At 68.3% G+C, this 19854-nt stretch carries 19 protein-coding genes; 10 read left to right on the forward strand and 9 right to left on the reverse strand.

What is annotated here, in order from left to right:
* Positions 1-30: 30 nt before the first annotated feature.
* Complete coding sequence (locus tag VV02_RS25130; protein ID WP_052596125.1) at positions 31-1212, reverse strand: MFS transporter; 1182 nt, start codon at positions 1210-1212, stop codon at positions 31-33.
* 12 nt (positions 1213-1224) lie between these two features.
* Positions 1225-2181 (reverse strand): NAD-dependent epimerase/dehydratase family protein, encoded by a 957-nt coding sequence (locus VV02_RS25135; RefSeq protein ID WP_052596127.1) that lies wholly within the window; start codon positions 2179-2181, stop codon positions 1225-1227.
* 90 nt (positions 2182-2271) lie between these two features.
* Here VV02_RS25135 and VV02_RS25140 point away from each other — a divergent pair, with 90 nt between their 5' ends.
* The 3 genes from VV02_RS25140 (at position 2272) to VV02_RS25150 (ending at position 4799) form a co-directional block, all read left to right on the forward strand.
* A complete protein-coding gene (locus VV02_RS25140; protein ID WP_052596129.1) occupies positions 2272-3174 on the forward strand; it encodes an RNA polymerase sigma-70 factor in 903 nt (300 codons plus the stop codon).
* 114 nt (positions 3175-3288) lie between these two features.
* Positions 3289-4098, forward strand: coding sequence for a hypothetical protein (locus VV02_RS25145; protein WP_052596131.1), 810 nt, complete (start codon positions 3289-3291; stop codon positions 4096-4098).
* Between the two features lie 5 nt (positions 4099-4103).
* Positions 4104-4799, forward strand: a complete 696-nt coding sequence (locus VV02_RS25150; protein ID WP_083450421.1) for a class F sortase — start codon at positions 4104-4106, stop codon at positions 4797-4799.
* A 563-nt stretch (positions 4800-5362) separates the two neighbouring features.
* Here the strand turns inward: VV02_RS25150 and hisC are convergent.
* Complete coding sequence (gene hisC, locus VV02_RS25155) at positions 5363-6457, reverse strand: histidinol-phosphate transaminase (RefSeq protein WP_052596134.1); 1095 nt, start codon at positions 6455-6457, stop codon at positions 5363-5365.
* Positions 6458-6529: 72 nt separating this feature from the next.
* Here hisC and VV02_RS25160 point away from each other — a divergent pair, with 72 nt between their 5' ends.
* Positions 6530-6919: a phage holin family protein gene (locus VV02_RS25160; RefSeq protein ID WP_052596135.1), complete on the forward strand. Its 390-nt coding sequence runs from the start codon at positions 6530-6532 to the stop codon at positions 6917-6919.
* A 72-nt stretch (positions 6920-6991) separates the two neighbouring features.
* Here VV02_RS25160 and VV02_RS26220 read toward each other — a convergent pair whose 3' ends face one another.
* The 5 genes from VV02_RS26220 to VV02_RS25185 all read right to left on the reverse strand — a co-directional run bounded on the left by VV02_RS26220 (position 6992) and on the right by VV02_RS25185 (position 12461).
* Positions 6992-8044: an NUDIX hydrolase gene (locus VV02_RS26220; RefSeq protein WP_083450422.1), complete on the reverse strand. Its 1053-nt coding sequence runs from the start codon at positions 8042-8044 to the stop codon at positions 6992-6994.
* An 84-nt stretch (positions 8045-8128) separates the two neighbouring features.
* Complete coding sequence (locus VV02_RS25170; protein ID WP_052596137.1) at positions 8129-8848, reverse strand: hypothetical protein; 720 nt, start codon at positions 8846-8848, stop codon at positions 8129-8131.
* Between the two features lie 27 nt (positions 8849-8875).
* On the reverse strand, positions 8876-9766 hold the full coding sequence (locus VV02_RS25175; RefSeq protein ID WP_052596139.1) for a L,D-transpeptidase: 891 nt from the start codon (positions 9764-9766) through the stop codon (positions 8876-8878).
* 112 nt (positions 9767-9878) lie between these two features.
* Complete coding sequence (locus VV02_RS25180) at positions 9879-11804, reverse strand: S53 family peptidase (protein WP_083450423.1); 1926 nt, start codon at positions 11802-11804, stop codon at positions 9879-9881.
* 201 nt (positions 11805-12005) lie between these two features.
* Entirely contained in the window at positions 12006-12461 is a 456-nt protein-coding gene (locus VV02_RS25185; RefSeq protein WP_052596144.1) for a hypothetical protein, read from the reverse strand.
* Between the two features lie 103 nt (positions 12462-12564).
* On the opposite strand from VV02_RS25185, the gene VV02_RS25190 reads away from it, so the two are divergent.
* From VV02_RS25190 to VV02_RS25205, 4 genes are all read left to right on the forward strand, one after another.
* Complete coding sequence (locus tag VV02_RS25190) at positions 12565-13791, forward strand: 3-hydroxyacyl-CoA dehydrogenase NAD-binding domain-containing protein (RefSeq protein ID WP_052596146.1); 1227 nt, start codon at positions 12565-12567, stop codon at positions 13789-13791.
* Between the two features lie 20 nt (positions 13792-13811).
* Positions 13812-14246 carry a hotdog fold thioesterase gene (locus VV02_RS25195; RefSeq protein ID WP_052596148.1) on the forward strand — a complete coding sequence of 145 codons (435 nt, stop codon included), beginning with the start codon at positions 13812-13814 and terminating at the stop codon, positions 14244-14246.
* Positions 14243-15556 (forward strand): phenylacetate--CoA ligase family protein, encoded by a 1314-nt coding sequence (locus VV02_RS25200; RefSeq protein ID WP_052596150.1) that lies wholly within the window; start codon positions 14243-14245, stop codon positions 15554-15556. Before VV02_RS25195 ends, VV02_RS25200 begins: the two co-directional genes overlap by 4 nt.
* Positions 15557-15724: 168 nt before the next feature.
* A complete protein-coding gene (locus VV02_RS25205) occupies positions 15725-17458 on the forward strand; it encodes an alpha/beta fold hydrolase (RefSeq protein WP_052596151.1) in 1734 nt (577 codons plus the stop codon).
* 75 nt (positions 17459-17533) lie between these two features.
* Here VV02_RS25205 and VV02_RS25210 read toward each other — a convergent pair whose 3' ends face one another.
* Positions 17534-18172 carry a DivIVA domain-containing protein gene (locus tag VV02_RS25210; RefSeq protein ID WP_157063559.1) on the reverse strand — a complete coding sequence of 213 codons (639 nt, stop codon included), beginning with the start codon at positions 18170-18172 and terminating at the stop codon, positions 17534-17536.
* Positions 18173-18269: 97 nt separating this feature from the next.
* Here VV02_RS25210 and galE point away from each other — a divergent pair, with 97 nt between their 5' ends.
* A complete protein-coding gene (gene galE / locus VV02_RS25215) occupies positions 18270-19292 on the forward strand; it encodes a UDP-glucose 4-epimerase GalE (protein ID WP_179945371.1) in 1023 nt (340 codons plus the stop codon).
* Between the two features lie 46 nt (positions 19293-19338).
* Positions 19339-19776 (forward strand): nitroreductase family deazaflavin-dependent oxidoreductase, encoded by a 438-nt coding sequence (locus VV02_RS25220; RefSeq protein ID WP_052596158.1) that lies wholly within the window; start codon positions 19339-19341, stop codon positions 19774-19776.
* Positions 19777-19854 lie beyond the last annotated feature (78 nt).

The raw sequence follows: 19854 nt of genomic DNA on the forward strand, positions 1-19854 counted from the left end.
CGCGGCTTGCACTGTCGGCCAAGAAGGGGGTCAGGCGCGGCGGAGGGCGCGTTGGCCCAGAGCGGCGAGTACGACGGCGGCCGCGCCGGCGATGACCGGCACCCAGAAGCCGTCGTGCGCGCCGTGCTGCTCGATCACCCAGCCGCTCGCGGCGGACCCCGCGGCCACCCCGATGATGAGGCCGGTCAGCACGATGCTCATCGCCTCGTTGACCTGCCGGGCGGGCACCAGCCGCTGCGAGAGGTTCATGCTCGTGATGAGCGTGGGTGCAGTGGCGACACCCGCGATCAGCATCACCACACTCAGCCAGAAGATGCTGTGCGCCAGCAGCACGGGCGCCTCGAGCACGACCATCGCCACGGTGCCGACGAGCAGCGAGGTCGACAGCGGCAGGCTGACCGCACGTGCGCCGTAGATCAGGCCGGCGCTGGCCGAGCCGACCGCGAACAATGCGAGCACCAGGCCCGACCAGCCCTTCTGCCCGAGGTCCTCGGCCACCGCGATGGTGGTGACCTCGTTGGAGCCAAAGATCGCGCCGGTCATGAACATCACCACGGACAGCAGGGCGATGCCCGGCCGCAGCAGAGCCAGCCCGGTCGACTCGTGCGATCCGGGGTGCACAGGCGGCTCGGTCGCACGCGCGGAGAGGAAGACCAGTGAACCGATCGAGTAGCACAGCCCCGCGACGATAAGGCCCGCCTCCGGGAAGACCTGCGTCGACAGCAGCACCGCGAGCGCCGGGCCCGCGACGAAGGACAGCTCGTCGATGACCTGCTCGAACGACATCGCGGTGTGCAGCCGCTCGGGCTCGTCGGCGAGCAGGTGGGACCACCGAGCGCGCGACATCGTGCCGGTACTGGCCACCACGGCCGAGCAGCCGTAGGCGACGAACAGCGTCCATGCCGGCGCCGATGTCAGGGACAGCACGATCAGTGCCGAGCCCCACAATGCCGACCAGAACGCCAGTGGCAGCGTCACCCGTCGTTGGCCGAACCGGTCGATCAGTCGACCGACCACCGCGGCAGTGAGGGCGAGCACCACGAGCCCGACCGCGGAGACGGCGCCGGCGAGGCCGTACGACTCACGACGGCCCGAGACCATCGCCACGACCGCCACGCCGAACATCGCTCCGCCCGTGCGAGCGAGGGCCGCGCCGAGCACGAATCGGCGCGCGCCCGGCGTACGCAGCAGAGGAAGGTACGCCGAGAGCACGCCCTCATCACATCAGGCGGCTGGACCGACCCCTGCGGTGGCCCGGAAGCCGTCGCGCCAGGAGGCGTACGTCGGGGTCCAGCCGAGCTCACGCTTGGCCTTGGCGTTGGACGAGCCGCGCCCGGTGGTCATCATCCCGACCGCGAAGCCGCCGGCGAGCGGCTTGGCCAGCCAGGCCGGTACGCGGAGCGGAGGTTTGGCACCGACGACCTCCGACAGGTACGGCAGCCACACGCTGACCGGCGCCGGCTCGTCGTCGACGATGTTGTAGATCCCCGGACCTCCGTGGTCGACCGCTACGACAGCAGCCGAGGCCGCGTCCTCGATGTGCGTGAAGGAGAAGACGCCGCTCGCGTCACCGACGAGCGGGAGCTTGCGACCGCGTACCTGCTCCCACATCTCACCGCCCGGCGCGAGCGCGTTGCCAGGACCGTAGAACGCGCCGTAGCGCAGCACGACACCCTCGATGTCGACTGCCTCGCTCACGACGCGCTCCATGTAGCGGATCGCTGCCAAGGTCTCCTTGCTGTCCGAATGTGGTTGCGTATCAAGCGGATCCGCCTCCGTCTTGACCGGACCGCCAGTGCGCTCGTTGGGCCAGCCGGTGTACGACGCCGCGATGAATCGCTTCGCCCCCGCCTCCCGAGCCGCGGCCAGCAGGTGGTCCGTACCGTCCGTGCGCAGCAGGTTGGTCCGGTGGAACTGCCGGTCGAAGTGCTTCATGTCCTTCAGCGACGCCAGCGCGGTCATCTGATGGATGACGACATCCGGCTCGGCAGCCAGCACCGCGGCCCGGACCGAGTCCGCATCCAGCCCGTCCATCACCGCGGGTACGACGCCCGCGTCCCTCAGCCGTCGCGCCCCGGCCTCGGACGTGGTGCTGCCCGTGACGTCGTGTCCGGCCCGAATCAGCTGTGGCACCAGGTGCTTTCCGACGGCTCCACTGGCTCCGGCGACGAAGATCTTCATGGTTCGTGCTCCTCATCTCTCGTTGGTCTGGCCCGTACGACGAATGAGGACCGCGGCGTGTGACATCACGCGCGGTGAGAGGCTGGAGGCATGACCGATCTCGCCGTGGAGCACGACCAGCTGCGGCCGCTCATGTTCTCGATCGCCTACCGGATGCTCGGCAGCGTCGCGGAGGCCGAGGACGTCGTACAGGACGCGTTCCTGCGCATGCACGAGAGCGGCGTCGACGCGAGCTCGCCGGACGCGTACGCCACGACCGTCACGACGCGCCTCGCGATCGATGTGCTGCGGTCGGCCCGGCACCAGCGAGAGACGTACGTCGGGTCCTGGGTGCCCGAGCCGCTGCTCGCGGCCGACCCCGATCCGAGCCACCGGATCGAGATGGACGAGACGGTGTCGGTCGCGTTCCTCATCGTGCTGGAGCGACTCTCGCCTCTGGAGCGGGCGGTGTTCGTGCTCCGCGAGGCGTTCGACTACCCCTACCCGCGCATCGCCGAGATCGTCGAGCGAGCCGAGGCGAGCTGCCGTCAGCTGATGACGCGGGCTCGCCAGCACGTGCACGACGCGCAGCCGCGCTTCCCCGCCGACGACGGGCGACGTACGGCCATTGCGGGCGCCTTCATGGAGGCCGTGCGCAGCGGCGAGCTCGGTGCACTGGAGCGGCTGCTGGCCGAGGACGTCACCTTCCAGGGCGACGGCGGCGGCAAGGCGCCGGCGATCTCCAAGCCGCTGCGCGGGCGTACGCAGGTGGCTCGCTTCCTGGGCGGCCTCCTGCGACAAGGCGCTCGGCTCGGCGCCGTGGTGGAGGCCGTCGAAGCGAACGGCCAGCCGTCAGTGCGGGTTTCGAGCGCCGACGGTGCTGTCCTGTCCGTGCTGTCGGTCGAGGTGGCCGGGGACGAGGTCGTCGCGGTGCACAACCAGCTCAACCCCGACAAGCTGCGTCACCTCGGCGACGTCGGCAACCTGTACGAGCTGCTTCGCTCCGCTCCCTGATTCCCGTCTGCATCGGCACCCATCCGTCTCGGCGACGGTGCCGAACTCCTTCCGCAAACCCCGGTGGGTCGGCGTCACATGACCCGTCGCGGCATTCAATCGAAGGAGCTTGAGATGCGCACCACCATGAAGGCCGCCTTGGCGGTCCCCGCAACATGCGCGCTGATCTTCGTCGGCGCGGGAGGCGCCATGGCGTCCGGTCTGCACGCCGACGACGACGCGACGTACACGATGAAGCTGACCGACACGATGGGCAACAAGAGCGGCTCGTCGTCGACCGCCAAGGTCACCGTCGAGGGGGACAAGCTCTCGGTCGAGATCAACGGCAAGGGCTTCACTCCGAACTCGCCGCACGCCCAGCACTTCCACGGCTCGTTCTCGGAGAACAAGAACTTCACCTGCCCGACGTCCGCTGCTGACAAGGACGGCGATGGACAGGTGAACACCGAAGAGGGTCTGCCGATGTACGGCGACATCATGATCTCGCTGACCACCACGGGCGACACCAGCCCCAAGAGCGGTCTCGCGATCGACCGGATGCCGACCGCTGACGCAGAGGGCAACCTGTCCTACACCCGCACGATCGACCTTCCGGCCGGCGCCGGCGCCAAGCTGAAGAACCTGCACATCGTGCAGCACGGCCTGGACGCGAACGGCAACGGCAAGTACGACCTCGACGCCCTCGGTGAGTCGACGTTCGCGAAATCCCTTGGTGCCAGTGGGGTTCCGGAGGAAGCCACCAACCCGGCTACCTGCGGCACGATCTCCGGCGCCGCAGTCGGTGCAGCGCCCACGGGTGGTGTCGACACCGGTGACGGCACGACTGGTGGTGTCGAGGCCATGGGCACTCTCGGTCTCGGTGCTCTCGCTCTGACCGGTGCAGGCGGCGCGATGGCCTACCGCCGTCGGCTCAACCAGCGCTGATCAACATGCCCATCAAGCCCGGTCGTGGTCGACTCCGTATGGTGTCGGCCGCGGCCGCGGTCCTTGCCCTCTCCGGGGCAGGACTGGTCGCGTACGGGTTGTCACAGCAGGACACTGCGACGCCTCCGTCACCCGGCACGTCAGGTCATCACCACGGCGCGGCCCCTCCGCCTGCGAGCACAACCACGCGGGCGGCCGGGCGGGCCGGGGCGGCGTACGTCCTGCCGGTCGGCCAGCAGATGGCCCGGTCTCAGCCGACCCGAGTCCGAATCCCTTCGCTCGGCGTCTCGAGCGACATGATCAAGCTCGGACTCCAGCCGAACAAGCGCATGGCGGTCCCCCAGAACGGTTCGCAGAGTGGCTGGTTCGACCAGAGCCGCACTCCTGGCGAGCTCGGTCCGGCCATCGTGGCGGCGCACGTCACATGGCACGGCAAGCGAGGGGTGTTCTTCAACCTCGGCGCCATGAAGGAGGGTCAGAAGGTCGAGGTCGACCGTGCAGACGGCTCGACGGCGATCTTCCAGGTCGAGGACATCGGCCAGTACCCGAAGGCGAAGTTCCCCACTGACAAGGTCTACGGCAGCGTCGATCACGCCGCGCTCCGGCTGATCACCTGCGGTGGGGTCTACGACGGCGATGCCGGCCATCACCTCGACAACGTCGTGGTGTTCGCCAAGCTCGTCGGCACGAAGAAGGCCTAAAAGCCCCGGCGTACGACGGTAGGTGGCCTTCCCGTCGTACGCCGGTTGTGGCAAGTGCCGCGCAGATCGCGGCCAGCGGCACCTCTGCACCGATCGCCAGCGCCAAGGCTGTGGCGAAGTCCCCGCCGGGCGCTGCGGTCGTCACGTCGAACCAGGCATCGACGAGGAGCAACGATGCGGTGGCAGCGACGGCTGCGGTCAGCCGCGCATCGCGGTTGACCGCCAGGACACCTGTCGCGATCAGGCCCAACGCCTCCGCAGCATCCAGCCCCACCCACGCGAGGCGCCAATGACTGGCGGTGGCGGTGGTCGGCAAGGTCATCGCGAGGACGACGAGCCACGGTACGAGGAGCAGGCCCGCGGTCAGCAGCAATGGACCCGCAGCTCGCTCCCGTCGACTCTGGCGGCCGGCACGAGGGGAGATGGGTCCCCTGGACGTTCGGGTCGTCATGCTGAGGACGCTATGAACGGCCTCTCCCGAACGCCGTCACTCCTAAGAGCCATCCCGGCCTACATCCCGCGCCGACCAGTGTCACCTTCAGGGGCTAGAGGGCACGTGCCCCTCACCGAGCTCGGAAGGCGCCCGCGACCTCGATCAGTCGGTCGTTGGCCTCGGTCTCGGCAACGGTGCAGCGGCACCCCTCGCCGGCGAACGGTCGTACGACCAGGCCCGCCTCGTCGGCGGCCTTCGCGAAGTCGACGGTGTCGTCTCCCAACGGCAGCCAGACGAAGTTGGCCTCGCTGTCGGGCACCGGCCAGCCTTGCTCGCGCAGCGCCGCGATCACCCGACTGCGTTCTGCCACAAGGGAGTTCACGCGCTCGGCCAGCTCGTCGAAGGCGTCCAAACTGGCGATCGCCGCCTCCTGGGCCAGGGTGCTGACACCGAACGGCACCGCTGCCTTGCGCAGTGCAGCAGCAACCGGCTCGTGCGCGACGGCGTAGCCCACGCGGAGCCCGGCGAGACCGTACGCCTTCGAAAACGTCCGCAGCACAGCGACATTCGCGTGCTTGCGGTAGAGGTCGAGAGCCACCGGCGCAGCCTCGTCGCCACCGAACTCGAGGTAGGCCTCGTCGATGACCACGAGGACGTCGGACGGCACCTTGGCCAGGAACGCGTCGAGCTCGTCCGCGTGGACCGCAGGCCCGGTGGGGTTGTTAGGGGTGCACACGAGGATGAGGCGGGTGCGGTCGGTGATCGCCGCCGCCATCGCGTCGAGGTCGTGACGTGACTCGGCGGTCAACGGCACCTGCACGGCCTTGGCGCCGGCGAGCGCCGTCACGATCGGGTAGGCCTCGAACGACCGCCACGCGTAGATGACCTCGTCGCCCGGCTCGCAGGTGATCTGCATCAGCTGACCGAGCACACCCACGCTGCCCGTGCCGGTCGCAATGTCCTCAGCCGGTACGTCGAGCGCCTCGGCGAGCCGCTGGGTCAGGCCCGAGACGGCCATGTCCGGGTAGCGGTTCATCGAGGTCGCCGCCTCCTGCACCACCTTCAGGACCGAGGGCAGCGGCGGGTAGGGGTTCTCGTTGGAGGAGATCTTGTACGTCGTCACGTCGGTCCGCGCAGCCGCGGGCTTGCCGGGCTTGTAGCCGGGAACGCCGTCGAGCGTGGAGCGCAGCCGAACGTCGTTGGTCGGCGAGGTCTGGTCGGTCATACCCCCACTCTAGAAGCCGCTCCCTGCGCGTCCCGGCGGGTATTGGGCAGTCCGTCCTGCCAGGATGTGACCATGGTCAACTTTGCGATCAAGACCGGGATCAACGCGGTAGCCCTGTGGGTCGCCGCAGCCGTGATCTCCGGCATCACTCTCGTGCAGGACGGCGCCGAGACCAGCTCCAAGGTCATCACGATCGTCCTCGTCGCGGCGATCTTCGGACTGATCAACGCGATCATCAAGCCGATCGCCGTGCTGTTCTCCCTGCCGGCGCTGATCCTCACGCTCGGCCTGTTCACGCTGGTGATCAACGCGTTCATGCTGGAGATCCTGTCGTGGATCTCGGACAAGCTGGACCTGTCCTTCCACGTCGAGCACTTCTGGTGGGACGCGATCAGCGGCGCGGTCATCATTACGCTGGTCAGCTGGATCCTCAACATCTTCCTGCGCGACGACGAGGACTGACCCACCCGCCCTCCTACACAAATTGACTGGGGTAGCACGCATGCGTGCTACCCCAGTCAATTTGTGTTGGGGTCACCAGGCGGGGTCGTCGCCGTTCTCGAGGTACGCCGTCCCTGCCTTCTCGTCGACCTGGCGCACTGCGCGCTCCACCAGTCTCCCGGTGTAGTCCGCAGCACGCTCTTTGACGGTCGCCTCGTCCGCCCAGTGGATCCCGCGAATCTCCCTGGGCTCCAACACAACTCGGGCAAGATCATCGGCTGTGACCTCGACGTCGTACAAGAACAGCATCGCGTCGTCCCAGCCGTTCCACGGCGGCAGCCAGCTCACGACGGCGAGCGACCGGATGCGGCCCTCGACGCCGAGCTCCTCGCGGATCTCGCGCAGCACCGCGTGCGCCGGTGACTCACCGGGGTCGACCACTCCACCCGGGAGGTCCCAGAAGCGTTTGTAGACCAGCTCGCACAGCAGCACCTGGCCGTCGTCGTTGCGCACGAGTGCCTGCGCGATGGCGCGCTTGGTCGGCAGGCCGGCGTTGAGCGTCGCGGTGAACGCCTCGCGGCTGAAGGGTTCCGGGTCATCGACCAGCCGTCCCATCAGGACCATCGGCCCGCGCACCCCGTGCGTCTCCCCATAGCCGCGCACGAGCCCTTCCTTGCGCAGCCCGGCTCGCGACGCCGTCCGCAGCGAGGAGCGGTTGTCGGGGTCGACGTACGCCTCCACCCGCGCCAGGTCGAGCTCACCGAACGCGTAGTCGACGAGCAGGCGTACGGCGTGACTGCCGTGGCCCTGACCGCGGTAGCGCGGGAACATCGCCCACGAGAGGTGACCGGTGCGGTCCCGGTCGGCGATCTGTCGTAGCTCGACGGTGCCGGCCACCTCGCCACGCACCTCGACGAGAAAGCTCACCACGCGCCGGCCGTCGGCGTACGCCGCGTGCCAGTCCCGGATCGCCTGCGCCTGCCGCTGCGCGGTCGGCACGACGTCGGTGAAGCCGAACCACCGCGCGATCTCGTCGTCGTGCTGCAGGCGCGCCACGTCGACGTCAGCCTGAGACCAGGGACGGAGGACGACATCTCCATCGGTCAGTGTCGGCTGGGGCGGCACGGACGCAGCGGGCGACGTCATGCCTTGACCCTATGCGGCCCCGACCGGGCACGACGACGCCCCCGTCACGCAGTGCGTGACGGGGGCGTTGACGATCGATTCAGGTCAGCCCGTGACGGGGAGACCGGTGGTCGACGGCGTCGGGGTGGGGGGCTCGGACGGCTCCCCGGTCGGCGACGCGGTCGGGCTCTCGGTGGGCGTGCCCGTCGAGGTGCCGGTCGGCGTGGAGGTGCCGGTCGGCGTGCTCGTCGAGGTCGGCGAGCTCGTGGACGTCTCGGTGCCGGTCGGCGTGCTGGCGTCACCGCAGGCGGCGTAGCCGAGCTTGATGTACTTGCCCTCGCCGATGGCGTCCTTCAGGTCGACGTACGCGCCGACCTTGCCGTCACCCTCGGTCTTGCCGAAGGTCACGGTGCCCTCGGCGCCGCTCTTGCCCGTGAACTGCGCGAGCGAGACCGACGAACCGGCAGCCTTGGCGCCGGCCGAGCCGCCACCGGCGACGGAGACGGTGTACTTGCCCGCGTCACAGTTGACCGTGACGCTGATGCCCGAGGCACCGAGCGCCGGGATGGCCAACTTCGTGACCTTGGCCGAAGCCTTGGAACCGCTGGACGACGAGGTCGCGGAGGCGGTGAAGAAACCGTCCTTGTCACTGACCGAGCCGTTGGAGTAGCTCGCGTGCACATCGGTGGTGGTCGCCCAGGCAGCGCCACCAGCAGCGGCCTTGACCGGCGCAGCGACACCTCCGGTGCTGGTCACGACCAGGCCGATCGCACCCGCGACGCCTGCGGCGAATGATGCGCCGAACAGCGCGGTGTTGCGCTTCATAACTCGTCCTCCCTAAGGACTTTCAGATCAAGCGGTGATGGAAACAGGCGTCCCTGCCGGCAACTTGCCGAAGATGTCGAGGGCCGCTTCCGGGACCCGCACGCAACCGTGCGAGATCTTGCCGGTACGGCCGGCCTTGGTAGGCCAGCCGTGGACGGCAACGGTCCCGGGGCCGCCGCCGTACGAGTCGAGGGTGTCCGAGTGGGCACCCAGTGCATAGATGACGGGCGAGAAGGTCTGCTTGGGGTCCACGAACCCGGTCAGCAGGAAGGTCTCACCCTGCGGGGTGGGCGAGGAGTCGAGTCCGTGGCCGACTGACCACTGGCCCATCTTCTCCTTGCCCTTGTCGACGGTCAGCGAGTTCTCGCTGAGGTCGATCCGCACTGACCACGCCGTGCTTGCGGTCTTCTGGCCCGTGTCGGGGATCCACGCGGACGCGCCGTTGGGACGAGCCGGCAGGCGCACCTTGATCCAGTTGGCCTGGTGGCCGATGACCGGCAACCAGGTCGCCTGGTGGATCTGCTTGGCCGGGATGATCGTGACCGGCTGAGCACCAGGCTTGGCGAAGGCCGTCGTCGCCGTGGCAACGTTGACCACGTGGCCGCCGCTGGCAGTCTTCAGATCGATCGGCGCGGTCGACACCTTGGTGTCGGTCGTCGCCTGAGGCAGTCGGTCCAGCACGTCCTTGGGTACGTCCGGCACAGGAATCGTGCCGCCCTGCTCAGCCTGGACCGACGAGGAGGCAAGAGGCGTCTTGGACGCCGCCTGCTTGTCCGAGTCGTCCGAGCTGCCCATCACCTTGACGGCGATGACGGCCAGGAGCGCGACGGCCGCGAAGCCGGCACCCACACCGACCACTGTCGTCGTGAGACGTGAGCGACCGGATTCCTCCGAGCCGCCGTTCTGATGACTGCCCATCTCTCCTCAACTGATGCGTGGTGCCCCGGACACCGGGTGTCGGCGCACAGACTTCCGTACGCCGACACCCAGGTCACCTTGCTGTCGGTCCTGACGAGTCAGGACCGGCCGATCACTTGCCGAAGTTGGCCAGGAACGACGCGCCGCTCGGCGTGCCGACACCAGTCACGTTGTCCCAACCAGCAGCGCTGGCGAGGCCCTCGGGCTTGGCGTCGAAGCCGACCAGGTTGTACGCACCGTCGTTGGACGGCGCCCAGACGCCGGCCTTGTTGACAGCGTTGACGTCCTTGATCGCGCCGGTGCCCTTGAGCTTGTAGATCCACGGCGAAGCCAGACCGATCTTCTTGCCGTTCTGCGCCTTGGACAGGCCGACGATGGCAGCCATCGCGGGCGAGCTCAGGCTGGTGCCGCCGATGGCGGAGTAGCCCACCTGGCCACCGCTGGTGTAGCGGATGGTGAAGCCGGTGTAGGGGTCACCGATCGCGGAGACGTCCGGCAGTGCGCGCATCGAGGTCGTGCCCGTGACGACACCCTTCTGCCAGGTCGGCTGCGTGTAGGAAGCGCTGACGCCACCACCCGCACCGCTGGTCGGGGTCTGGGTGGCCGTCACGTCGACGATGCCCGCGGTCGAGTCCAGGCTCGGCTGCTTGTAGAAGCGGTTCTCCCAGCCGGTCACGACCGGCTGCGAACCGTCCTCGGCCAGACCGACCGACGTACCGCCGACAGCGGTGACGTTGGTGCTGGAGGCCGGGTGACCGACACCCTTCGCGCCACCGGTGTTGCGGGTGTGGTTGTCGCCCCAGTCACCGGTGGAGGCGAAGACGCTGATGCCGGTGAGCGCGGCCTGCTGGAACGGACGGTCCCAGGCAGCCTTGTCAGCGGCGGTCATGCCGGCGTCCGTGGTGGAACCGAACGACATCGAGATCGTGGAGACCTTGTGCTCGTTGACCATCTTGGCCAGCGACGTGGTCAGCGCGTCGTCGAAGCAGCTCGCAGCACCGTAGTAGTAGATCGGTGCAGCAGGAGCGATCGCGTGGCTCGACTGCACGTCGAGGGCGTGCTCGCCCTTGACACCGTCGGGGTCACACTGCGGCATGTGCGAGTCGGGCGCCGCGATGCTGGCGGTGTAGCTGTCCAGCTTCGGGTAACCGGCCTCGGTCATGTAGTCGTTGGTGATCGTCTTCATGTTGGTGTCGCCACCCCAGAGCAGGATGCCCACGGCGGGCTTCTGCGCCTTGGCGCCGTCCGTGCCGTACATCTTGACCAGGTCCTGCGGGAGGTAACCGCACAGGTAGTTGGACTCCTGGCCCCACTTCTTGGCGGTCGGCGCGACGTTCTTGCCCCAGTAGGCGGCGCAGTCCTGCGAGCCCGCAGCGTTGGCAGCCTTGCCACCCATGTGGGTCAGCGTGGAGCCCTTCTTGCCCTTGGTGCTGGCCGACTTCGGAGCCAGCGCGGTGCGCTGGTTGCCGATCTTGGTGTTGTGCGTCTGCATGCGGTGCAGGGTGTTGAGGCCCGCGACACCGGCCAGACCCAGCGAGGCCGGGACCTTGGGGTCAGCGTTGACGGTCAGACCCGTGGTCGCACCGAGCGTGGCGCGCTGCATGGTGACACCGAACGCCTTGTTGACGGCCTTGACGTCGGAGCGGACCGACACGGTGCCCGCGTCACGGCTGACCTCCGAGACGGTGAGGCCGTTCTTCTTGGCCCACTTCGAGACCTTGTCGACCTGGGCCTGAGTGGGCGCGAACTTCTCGCGGTACTGAGCCGGGGTCATCGTGACGCCCTGGGCGATCAGCTTGTCCGCCTCGGCCTGGTTGCGCAGCGGGAGCTGCAGGGTGGCGCTCACCTTGGTGGTGGTGGAGGCCGAGCCGTGCACGACCACGCGCTGGTTCGAGCCCGTGGCGACCGAAGTGCCCGAGTTGTTCAGCGACACCTTCCAGTCATCCTCGCCACCACTTGCGGCGAAGGCCGCGGCAGTCGGGATGATGGCAAGAGTGGTCGCGGCAGCGGTCAGGGCTGCCAAATTACGACGCTTCATACTGCTTCCGCTCCTTGGGAGTGACGGAGATGCTCTGACTAACGGCGAGGAAGACGTCACGGCGACCGCTAGCTCGTCAAGACGGCGTCACGTCGAACCCCCGAGGGCGAGCACCCCGGAGAGGCGCACGCGTCGCTATTTTTAGCAATTACTGCGGAGTTGGGGAAGGCGCTTGACAGAAAGTGACAGTGGGGGTTCGGCTCAGGCCGAAGTGTTCACCACCACGACACTCGACGTCACGAAGACATCCTTGCCACATGTGCTCTTGGCACCTGCCGCGACATGCCCGGTGACGTGGACCTTCGTCTGCACGGCGGGACCGACCGTCGGCTTGTCGGTCAGCCGGGCACGCGGCTCGATACCGCCCCGGGACAACTTGCGAACGGCCGGCGTCACGCCGGGCCCGGTGAGGGCGTACGCCGTGCCGTCAGTCCCCTGGAACAGCACACAGGTCATGCCCGGGAAGCCGATCAGGCCCTCGACCTGGCTGTCCCCCTCACTCGAGGTGCCCTGGCCCGGCGTGGTCGGCGCACTCGACGACGGTGGTGCGGGCGTGGTGGTGCCACTCGATCCCTCGTGGGAGCCGTCATCTGAGCACCCGGCCAGCAACGTGACGGTCAAGGCGAGTCCCCCCGCAGCGATCAACGAACGACGCATTCTCTGCCTCCTTGGTCTCCCAGCATGACGTCTGAACCCGGCCCCGGGTTGGCAGACCCTGGGCGCGCGTGACGGACCCGCGCCCTGCTGGGAGCATGGGCGCATGGTCCTCAATGACGACGACCCCTCCCTCGCTGCTGCTCTCGACCCGGCCACCGCCGTGGCCGTCATCGGCACCGGGGCGATGGGCTCGGGCATCGCACAGGTCGCCGCACAGAGCGGCCACACTGTGCACCTCGTCGACGCCGCGCCCGGGGCCGCGCAGGCGGCCCGCGACCGGCTCGGTACGACCTTCGAGCGTCTCGTGGCCAAAGGCAAGTTCACCTCCGCCGAGGCAACCAAGACCCTGGACCGTCTCGTCGTCGCCGAGTCCGTCGCCGCACTCCCGCCCGTCGGGCTGGTCATCGAGGCCGCGCGTGAGGACCTGGCCACCAAGCGTGAGCTGTTCGGCGACCTCGAGCAGCGCCAGCCCGCAGCCGTCCTAGCCACCAACACCTCCAGCCTCGACACCTCGGCGATCGCGGACGGCCTGCGCCACCCGGACCGCCTGATCGGGCTGCACTTCTTCAACCCGCCGGCGCTGATGCGCCTCGTCGAGGTCATCCACGGGCCGCACAACGCGACCGACGCGGGACGCGAGATCCTCGACCAGGCGACCGATCTCGTACGCCGATGGGGCAAGACTCCCGTCCGCTGCACGTCGACGCCCGGCTTCATCGTCAACCGGGTCGCTCGGCCGTTCTACGGCGAGGCGCAACGGATGGTCGGAGACGGGTCCATCGAACCGGCGACCCTCGACCTCGCGATGCGTGACGCCGGCTTCCGCATGGGACCGATGGAGCTCACCGATCTCATCGGGCAAGACGTCAACCTCGCCGTCGGCACCTCGGTCTGGGAACAGACCGGACGCGATCCGCGCTACGAACCGACCGACTTTCAGCGCGATCTGGTCGCGGCTGGGCGACTGGGCCGCAAGAGCGGAAACGGCGTATTCGCCTACGACGCCAACGGAATTGCGCAGAACGCCCACGCCGACGCAACGCGCGCCGCTACGCTTTCGGCGGCCGAATCCCCCGTGGTCACCAACCCTGTCGCGCGCACCCTCGCCATGCTTGTCAACGAGGCCGTCGACCTGGTCGCGCGGGGTGAAGCCACCGCCGAGGACGTAGACACCGCAATGCAACTCGGCACGAACTATCCCAAGGGGCCGTTCGCCTGGGGCCAAGAAATTGGCTTCGACACGGTCGCCGACCAGCTGGCCACGCTGGACCGCGCCTTTCCGGGCGGGCGTTATCGCCCGAGTCCGGCTCTGCGCCAACGGCGGCCGTGACGTAGGACGGAGGCGCGCCGATGAGCTCTGAAGCCGATCTCAACCACGTCCGATCGATGTGGGCGGCGGATCACGCCTCGACCTTGCTCGGCATCGAGCTGGTCGACGTCGGCGTCGAGAACGGCCTCGGCTTCGCCAGGACGCGGATGCCCGTCACCCACAGCATGGTCAACGGGCTCGACATCCAGCACGGCGGATACATCTTCATGCTCGCCGACTCGACCTTCTCGCTCGCGTGCAACGCGGCCGGCCGTTTCACCGTCGCCGCTGGTGCGGACATCGTCTACGTGACTTCCGGCTACCTTGGGGACGTGCTCATCGCCGACGCGCGCGAGCGCGCCACCTATGGCCGCAGCGGCATCACCGACGTGTCCGTGTCCCGTGAGGCCGACGGCCAGCTGGTCGCGGAGTTCCGTGGCCAGTCCAGATCTCTGGCCCAGCACCGGGACCCATGAGCTCGAGTCTTCCGCCGATCAGCGACGTCACGCCGCTCCTCGATGAAGCGGAGACGTGGTCGATCGATCAGCTGCGCGAGCACCAGCTCCAGCTGCTGCGGCAGACGCTGCACCGGGTCTACGAGCACGTGCCGCACTACACAGCGGCGTTCGACGCAGCGGGGTTTCACCCCAACGACCTGCACGAGCTGGCCGACCTGCGGCACGCCCCCCTGACCGCGAAGGCCGAGCTGCGCGACAACTACCCGTTCGGGCTCCTCGCGGTGCCCCGCGAGGACGTCGTCCGGGTGCACGCCTCCAGCGGTACGACGGGTCGGCCCACGGTGGTCGGCTACACCAAGGAGGACATCGCGACCTGGGCCGGGCTGGTGGCGCGCTCGTTGCGCTCGGCCGGCGTACGGCCCGGGGATGTCGTGCACGTGGCCTACGGCTACGGCCTGTTCACCGGCGGTCTCGGAGCGCATTACGGCGCCGAGGCGCTCGGCTGCACGGTGGTGCCGATGTCCGGTGGGCAGTCCGCGCGGCAGGTGCAGCTGATCCACGACTTCGGCGCGCGCGTCATCATGGTGACCCCGTCGTACTTCTTGTCGTTGCTGGACGAGATGGACCGGCAGGGTCTCGACCCGCGCGAGTCCCCGCTCGAGATAGGGGTTTTCGGAGCTGAGCCGTGGACACCAGCGATGCGGACCGAGATCGAGGAGCGTGCCGGGATGCACGCGGTCGACCTCTACGGGCTGTCCGAGGTGATGGGTCCTGGCGTCGCGCAGGAAGCCGTCGAGACCAAGGACGGACTGACGATCTGGGAGGACCACTTCTATCCCGAGATCATCGACCCGATCACCGAGCAGCCAGTCGCCGAGGGCGAGGTGGGCGAGCTGGTATTCACCTCCTTGTCCAAGCAGGCGATGCCGGTCATCCGCTACCGCACCCGCGACCTGACCCGACTCCTGCCCGGCACGGCGCGTCCCGCGATGCGGCGGATGGAGAAGATCACCGGCCGCAGCGACGACCTGATGATCGTGCGCGGCGTCAACGTCTTCCCGACCCAGATCGAAGAGCTGGTCCTGCAGCTCCCCGGCCTGACGCCCTACTTCCAGTGCGTCCTCACCCGGCCGGACCGGCTCGACGAGCTGACCGTGCGGGTCGAGGCGGACCCGAACACAAGTGAGGACACCCGAATGCGCCTCGCTGCCGAGCTGAGTGGCAGGATCAAGGAGCGCATCGGCGCGAGTGCTGCCGTCGAGATCGTCGATCCGGACGGGATCGAACGATCAGTCGGCAAGGCACGTCGGATCCTGGATCAGCGCTGACCCGCTGACCGGTCAGGCGCCCTGCCGGGGGAGATTTCGGCGCACGTCGAAACCGTTGGCCGAGGCGCCCGAGGAACCGACAGACTGCCCCGCGACGTCTGCACTGCAGCATTCGGGCTCGTACGCCATGGCGTACGAACGCCCGGCCACACACCTGAGGAGCAACTGATGACCCGCCACTCCGCCCGGTTTGCCGCTCTCGGCGCCATGGCGCTCTTCGTCACCGCGAGCGCGACCGCGTGTCAGAGCGACGACCCGTCACCGAGCGCCACCGGATCCGCCTCGTCCTCCGCACCGGGCATCGCCAGCGGCGAGCCGAACCCGAAGTCGGCCGATCTGGCGAAGTACACCTCCCAGAAGCCGACCTGGGACGAGAAGCTCTGCCCCAAGAGCATGGCGTCGCTGACCCTGCTGTCCAACCGCACCGACTGCGCCAAGGTCACGGCGCCCAAGGACTACACCGACCCGAAGAAGGGCGACATCACCCTCCTGGTCGCGCGCACCAAGGGCAAGGCCCCCAACTCGCGCATCCTGTTCACCAACCCGGGCGGCCCCGGCGGTCCGGCGGCCCGCTTCTCGGCGCTGGTCTCCCAGCTGTCCCCGCTCGGCAAGACGCACGATGTGATCGGCGTGGACCCGCGCGGCACCGGCGAGAGCACCCCGGTCAGCTGCGAGCCGGCCAAGAGCCACGTCTCCGACGACCGCGACCAGAGCCCGGCAGCCATCTCCGACATCCAGTCCGGTGTCAAGAAGGCCGTCGACGACTGCGTCGCCAAGCACGGCGACTACCTCCCCTACATCACGACCGACAACACCGCCCGCGACCAGGACCTGGTGCGCCAGATCCTCGGCGCGGACAAGGTCGACTACTACGGCGTCTCGGCCGGCACCTGGCTGGGCGCGCGCTACGCCACGCTGTTCCCGCAGCACGTGGGTCGATTCGTGCTCGACAGCAACACCAACTTCACCGGCCTGTTCTCGGACTCGTTCGGCACCCAGCCGATGTCCTTCCAGCGCCGCTGGGACCAGCAGTTCCTGCCGTGGGCGGGTCGGCATGACACGACCTACCACCTCGGCAAGGACGCCGGCACCGTCAAGGCGAGCTACGAGCGGATCCGCAAGGCCGCCAGCGAGAAGAAGCTCGACCTCTTCACGCCCAACATCATCGATCACGTGATGGCACAGCAGCTGTACGGCGATGAGGGCTTCCGCAGCGCGGCTCAGCTCCTCAGCCTGCTGAACTCCGCGGCCAACGGTGACAAGGCCGCGCTCGAGAAGGCCAAGCGTTCCGCGGTCGGCGGCGGTGCTCCCGAGTACACCGACTACCGCGAGGACACCACCTTCATGGCGGTGACCTGCAACGACACCCCGTGGAGCAAGGACGCGAACTCCTACGCCGAGACGGCCAAGAAGGACGGTCCGAAGTACCCGCTCATCGGCTACGACTCCTCGAGCCCCTGCGCCTACTGGCCCTACACCGCACCGCAGATCAAGGTCGACCTCAAGGGCGCCCCGCCCATGATGATGGTGCAGACCGAGCTGGACCCGGCGACGGCGTACGAAGGCGCCATCAAGGCCCACCAGGACGTCTCGGCCAACACCCGGTTCCTGTCGGTGGACAACCAGGGCAACCACGGTGCGCTGGTCGGCACCACCAACGGTTGCGTCTCGACCGCTGGCTACGACTTCCTCACCAAGGGCAAGCTCATCGCCAAGGACTCGGTCTGCCCGGCCGTGCCGCTGACCGGTGAGAAGCAGGTCTACGAGGTCGGCACCAAGATCGCGGGCGACAAGCTCCCGACCGCCGACGCCTACGCGAAGGACAAGCCGAGCCTGGCCCAGCAGATCCTCCAGGAGCTGCTGCAGATGCTGGTCGACGCAACGCGTCCGCCGACCCGCTGATCGGCGTACGCCGGCTGCTGGACTGACGAAGGGCTCCTCACCTGCGGGTGAGGAGCCCTTCGTCATTCGCCGCGGTCAGCCTGTGGCGGGGCCATCGATCGGTCGGGGCGCGGGTGACGAGCCGATGCGCCGGTTCACCTGCTTGGACGGAGCGTCGCCCTCAGGAGTCGCCTCGGCGAGCTGGTCCAAGAAGAGGTCCACGGCCTCGGCGTCGTAGCCGGCGCGGAAGCGGGACGAGCGGTTGAACCGCGCTGACTGGACGTCGGGCAGCTCCTCGCCGTGGCCCATCGCGACGAGGACCTCGTCGAGGAAGTCGTCGACGTCGGTCTCGATGTAGCCGGTCCGGCTGCCCTTGGCTCGCGGGAAGGCGGCGTCGCGCACCCAGTCCTGCTGGACCTGGGTCCAGCCGAGGCCGCGGTCGCCGTCGGCCTCGCTCTCGAGGGCAGGCGCGGCTGCGGGCTCATCACCGGTGTACTCATCGCGCCATTCCTTGAGCACGAACAGCAGGGCGTCGACGCGCCCCTGGTCGTAGCCCATGCGGAAGGGGCTGGTCGGGAAGACCAGCTGCACGGGGTCCGGGATCTGCTGGCCGGCCTTCATACAGGCCAGCACGTGGTCGAGGTAGGTGTCCACATCGAGCACGTGGTAGCCACCCCGCCGTTCAGAGAACTGCGTGCCACCCACCTTGGCGATGTGCTGTTCAGTCCATTGCACGGTGTCAGGATCGCATCCGCGGGGCCAGAACTCCCAACTCTTGACGGTTGACCGAGCCGGACACCCTCCTTGGAGGCTCCCGCCTACAGTGGTCGCCATGCGCGTTCTGGTCTCCGGCGGTGCCGGCTACATCGGCTCTCACACCGTCCTGTCCCTCCTCGAAGCCGGGCACGACGTGCTCGTGGTCGATGACTTCACCAACAGCAAGCCGACGGTCACGTCGCGGCTGGAATCCCTTTCGGGACAACACATTCCGCTGCAGTCCTTCGATCTGACCGACGTCGACAAGACGGAGCGGCTCTTCGCGCACGAGCAGATCGACGCGGTCATCCACTTCGCCGGCCTGAAGGCCGTCGGCGAGAGCGTGACCAAGCCGCTGGAGTACTACGCGAACAACCTCGGCTCGACGCTGTCGCTCGTGCGTGCGATGTCGAAGCACAACGTCCGGCACCTGGTGTTCTCGTCGTCGGCCACGGTCTACGGCGACCACGCGCCCGTGCCCTACCAGGAGACCTACGAACCGCTCGCCTCATCCAGCCCGTACGGCTGGACCAAGGTGATGCAGGAGCAGATCCTCAGCGATGTGGCCGCCGCGTCCGACGGCCTGAAGATCGCACTGCTGCGCTACTTCAACCCTGTCGGCGCGCACACCTCCGGCGAGATCGGTGAGGACCCGCAGGGCATCCCCAACAACCTGATGCCGTTCATCGCCCAGGTCGCCGTCGGGCGCCGCGAAAAGCTGTCGTTGTACGGCGACGACTACCCCACCAAGGACGGCACCTGCGAGCGCGACTACATCCACGTGCTCGACCTCGCGGCCGGCCACGTCGCGGCCGTCGAGCACCTGGAGTCGATGAGCGAGCCGGTGCGCGCGTTCAACCTCGGCACCGGCGAGGGTACGTCCGTGCTCCAGATGATCCACGCCTTCGAGAAGGCCGTGGGTCGCGAGCTGCCGTACGAGGTGGTTGGGCGCCGCGCCGGCGACCTGCCGGCGTACTGGGCTGACTCGACTCGCGCGGAGACCGAATTGGGTTGGAAGGCAACGCGATCCATCGAGGACATGTGTGCCGACACGTGGCGCTGGCAGTCGCAGAACCCGCAGGGTTACCCCGACGCCTGACCTCTCGATCCACCCGACCCGCTACATCTGTAGTTATGGTGTCGGCATGCGTACCCCTGTGCCTTCGGACTTCGCCTTCAAGTACGGCACCTTGCTGCACCGGACCGCTTTCGACCTGACCAAAGGCCGGCTGGGCGGGCGCCTCATCGGTATGCCCGTCGTACGCCTGACCACGACGGGGGCCAAGAGTGGGCAGGCGCGCGAAACCATGCTCACCGCACCGATCTCCGAGGACGACCGGGTGGTGCTCATCGCATCCAAGGGTGGCAGCCCGAAGCATCCGGCGTGGTACCACAACCTGCGTGCCAACCCCGAGGTGCAGCTCACGAGGCGGGGGCGGCAGGAGCCGTGGGTCGCCCGGACGGCGAGCGAGGCGGAGAAGGCCGAGCTCTGGCCACGGATCGTGCGGGCCTACAAGGGGTACGACGCCTACCAGCAGGCGACGGACCGACCCATCCCTGTGGTCATCCTCGAACGCCCCTGAGGCCCACCACGAAGGTCCTGGGCCGCGCGCGTTGGAGCGCGCGCTGCCCAGGACCTTGTTTCGTACGCCGGGGCCCGG

Source organism: Luteipulveratus mongoliensis, from assembly GCF_001190945.1.
GTDB classification, from domain to species: Bacteria; Actinomycetota; Actinomycetes; order Actinomycetales; family Dermatophilaceae; genus Luteipulveratus; species Luteipulveratus mongoliensis.

Bases quoted from the DNA above. Each gene is read 5' to 3' on its own strand.
- VV02_RS25135 (WP_052596127.1), bottom strand. From the start codon at position 2,181: ATGAAGATCTTCGTCGCCGGAGCCAGTGGAGCCGTCGGAAAGCACCTG.
- VV02_RS25140 (WP_052596129.1), top strand. From the start codon at position 2,272: ATGACCGATCTCGCCGTGGAGCACGACCAGCTGCGGCCGCTCATGTTC.
- VV02_RS25145 (WP_052596131.1), top strand. From the start codon at position 3,289: ATGCGCACCACCATGAAGGCCGCCTTGGCGGTCCCCGCAACATGCGCG.
- VV02_RS25150 (WP_083450421.1), top strand. From the start codon at position 4,104: ATGCCCATCAAGCCCGGTCGTGGTCGACTCCGTATGGTGTCGGCCGCG.
- hisC (WP_052596134.1), bottom strand. From the start codon at position 6,457: ATGACCGACCAGACCTCGCCGACCAACGACGTTCGGCTGCGCTCCACG.
- VV02_RS25160 (WP_052596135.1), top strand. From the start codon at position 6,530: ATGGTCAACTTTGCGATCAAGACCGGGATCAACGCGGTAGCCCTGTGG.
- VV02_RS26220 (WP_083450422.1), bottom strand. From the start codon at position 8,044: ATGACGTCGCCCGCTGCGTCCGTGCCGCCCCAGCCGACACTGACCGAT.
- VV02_RS25170 (WP_052596137.1), bottom strand. From the start codon at position 8,848: ATGAAGCGCAACACCGCGCTGTTCGGCGCATCATTCGCCGCAGGCGTC.
- VV02_RS25175 (WP_052596139.1), bottom strand. From the start codon at position 9,766: ATGGGCAGTCATCAGAACGGCGGCTCGGAGGAATCCGGTCGCTCACGT.
- VV02_RS25180 (WP_083450423.1), bottom strand. From the start codon at position 11,804: ATGAAGCGTCGTAATTTGGCAGCCCTGACCGCTGCCGCGACCACTCTT.
- VV02_RS25185 (WP_052596144.1), bottom strand. From the start codon at position 12,461: ATGCGTCGTTCGTTGATCGCTGCGGGGGGACTCGCCTTGACCGTCACG.
- VV02_RS25190 (WP_052596146.1), top strand. From the start codon at position 12,565: ATGGTCCTCAATGACGACGACCCCTCCCTCGCTGCTGCTCTCGACCCG.
- VV02_RS25195 (WP_052596148.1), top strand. From the start codon at position 13,812: ATGAGCTCTGAAGCCGATCTCAACCACGTCCGATCGATGTGGGCGGCG.
- VV02_RS25200 (WP_052596150.1), top strand. From the start codon at position 14,243: ATGAGCTCGAGTCTTCCGCCGATCAGCGACGTCACGCCGCTCCTCGAT.
- VV02_RS25205 (WP_052596151.1), top strand. From the start codon at position 15,725: ATGACCCGCCACTCCGCCCGGTTTGCCGCTCTCGGCGCCATGGCGCTC.
- galE (WP_179945371.1), top strand. From the start codon at position 18,270: ATGCGCGTTCTGGTCTCCGGCGGTGCCGGCTACATCGGCTCTCACACC.
- VV02_RS25220 (WP_052596158.1), top strand. From the start codon at position 19,339: ATGCGTACCCCTGTGCCTTCGGACTTCGCCTTCAAGTACGGCACCTTG.